Raw genomic sequence first — 2,083 nt, forward strand, 5'->3', positions numbered from 1 at the left:
GTGGCCCTCCCCCCGGGCGGCCTCCCCCGTGATCCACCGGCTCGTGCCGTCCGCCGCGGCCACCCGGCCGTCCAGGCTCTGGGCGATCTTGAGCGTCACGAAGGGGCGCTGCTGCTCCTGGGCGCGGAACCAGCGCGCGTTGAGATCCCGGGCGTCCTCGGCCAGCAGACCCGCCCGGACGTCCACACCGCGCTCCATGAGAGCGGCTGCTCCCCCGCGGGCGGTGTCCGTGCCGTCCCCCACCGCGTAGACGACCCGAGGCACCCCGGCCTCCAGGATCGCCCCGGAGCACGGCCCCGTGCGGCCCGTGTGGTGGCACGGCTCCAGCGTCACGACCAGGGTGGTGTCCCGCAGGTCCGTCCCCGCCTCACGGGCGGCCCGCAGGGCGTCGACCTCGGCGTGGGGCGTTCCGGCACCGCGGTGGTGGCCCACGTGCAGGACCTCGCCGGAGGCGCTCAGGACCGCCGCACCCACCACGGGATTGGCCCCGCGCACTCCCCGTGCTGCGGCCCGCAGGGCGGAGCGCATGGCGGTGTGCTCGGCGGAGGTGAACGTGGGCTCGGGTTCCACCGCGGCGTCGTGGGACGGGGGCGTCATGGGCGCTCGTCACCCACGGACAGGTGCAGGTCCGGGAAGCCCGTGCCGATCGTCGCGGCGCGGCGCTGACGCGTGTTCACGCGCCACCAGACGAAGAAGCCGGCGAGGGTGAAGGCGCCGTAGAAGACGTACATGAGACCGGAGGCGTAGTACCCGGCGGAGAACAGCAGCGGCACACCCACGAGGTCCACCGCCACCCAGAACAGCCAGAACTCGACCCAGCCCCTGGCCATGCCCAGGGTGGCCAGCAGCGAGCCCATGAAGATCCAGGCGTCCGCCCACACCGGTTCGTAGGAACCCAGGGCGCGGAAGACGGGGGTGAGCACGGCGGTGCCCGCGAGCATCGCGACGACCAGGAGGATGCGCTGCCTGCCACCGGCCCAGTGCGGCGTCACGGCTTCCTGCTGCGCACCGCGAGAACGGCGCCACTGCACCCAGCCGTACACGGAGACCGCGATGAACATGATCTGCCGCCCGGCCTGGCCGAGCAGGTTCACGGGGTTGGGGGTCTCGAAGACCGCGCCCAGGAAGACGGTGAGGAGGATCGCGTTGCCCACGATGCCCACGGGCCACGCCCACACCTTGCGGCGCATCCCGCCCAGGGCGGACAGCAGGCCGAAGACGTTGCCGAGCACCTCGCGCCACAGGATGAACCCGTCACCCACACGGATCTGTGCGTCGAACAACCACCGCAGGACGTCCACGGAATCTCCTCTCACCCGCCACGATCGGTGGTTCCGGGGAGCAGGAGCACGCCCACGGTTCAGACCGCGCGGCGGACGGCACCGCCATGTGACCCCGCGTGGCACCGGTGCTGAAGGGTGGCCCTTCTGAGGGGTGCGCCGCGGGAGGGCGGTGCGCACGTGTGCCTACCATCCAGACTGTACTGTCGGTCCCGGACTTCCACCGGATCGGCCGAGCTCCCCGCCACCCCCTGGACTCCACCCACCGTGCGGCAGGGCCCGGGGGCCGCGCGGTTCCCGGTTCGCGGACTGTCACCGCCGGTTCGGAATTGCACCGACCCCGGAACACGTTGCGGAGCCCAGTATGCCACGGCTCCGGCACCGCCCATGAGCCGGGGTGGGAGCCCGGTGCTGAACTGTGCCCGGTGCTGGCGGGGGCGGTACTGGCGGGGGCGGTGGTTCGCCTCAGCCCTGGTGCGCGCGGGCCGTGTCCCGCAGCGCCGCCACGGCGGCGGCGGGGTCCTCCTTGCCGTACACCGCCGAACCCGCCACGAAGGTGTCCGCACCGGCCTCGGCGGCGCGCACGATCGTCTCCTCGGTGATCCCGCCGTCCACCTGCAGGGCCACCGTGCCGCCGTGGGCCTTCACCGCGGCCGCCGCACGCCGCAGCTTGGGAAGGGTCACGTCCAGGAACTTCTGGCCGCCGAACCCGGGCTCCACGGTCATCACGAGCAGCATGTCCAGCTCGGGCAGCAGGTCCAGGTACGGCTCGATGGGAGTGGCGGGACGCACGGCGAGCCCGG

Annotated in this window: 3 protein-coding genes and 1 riboswitch; all 3 genes read right to left on the reverse strand. The window is 73.0% G+C overall.

Features of this window, described 5'->3' with window-relative positions; all coding sequences use genetic code 11:
* Positions 1–597, reverse strand: a 597-nt coding sequence (ribD, locus tag CWC38_RS11625) for a bifunctional diaminohydroxyphosphoribosylaminopyrimidine deaminase/5-amino-6-(5-phosphoribosylamino)uracil reductase RibD (RefSeq protein ID WP_276309590.1), incomplete at its 3' end; no start/stop codon positions are given.
* Positions 594–1,301: a nicotinamide riboside transporter PnuC gene (gene pnuC / locus CWC38_RS11630; RefSeq protein WP_121846866.1), complete on the reverse strand. Its 708-nt coding sequence runs from the start codon at positions 1,299–1,301 to the stop codon at positions 594–596. The genes pnuC and ribD, both read right to left, overlap by 4 nt.
* Before the next feature lie 156 nt (positions 1,302–1,457).
* Positions 1,458–1,632, reverse strand: a riboswitch (FMN riboswitch).
* 113 nt (positions 1,633–1,745) lie between these two features.
* On the reverse strand, positions 1,746–2,083 hold a 338-nt coding region (locus tag CWC38_RS11635; RefSeq protein ID WP_500683899.1), incomplete at its 5' end, for a beta/alpha barrel domain-containing protein.

It is taken from the genome of Kocuria tytonicola (assembly GCF_003687455.1).
In the GTDB taxonomy this organism is placed as follows: domain Bacteria; phylum Actinomycetota; class Actinomycetes; order Actinomycetales; family Micrococcaceae; genus Kocuria; species Kocuria tytonicola.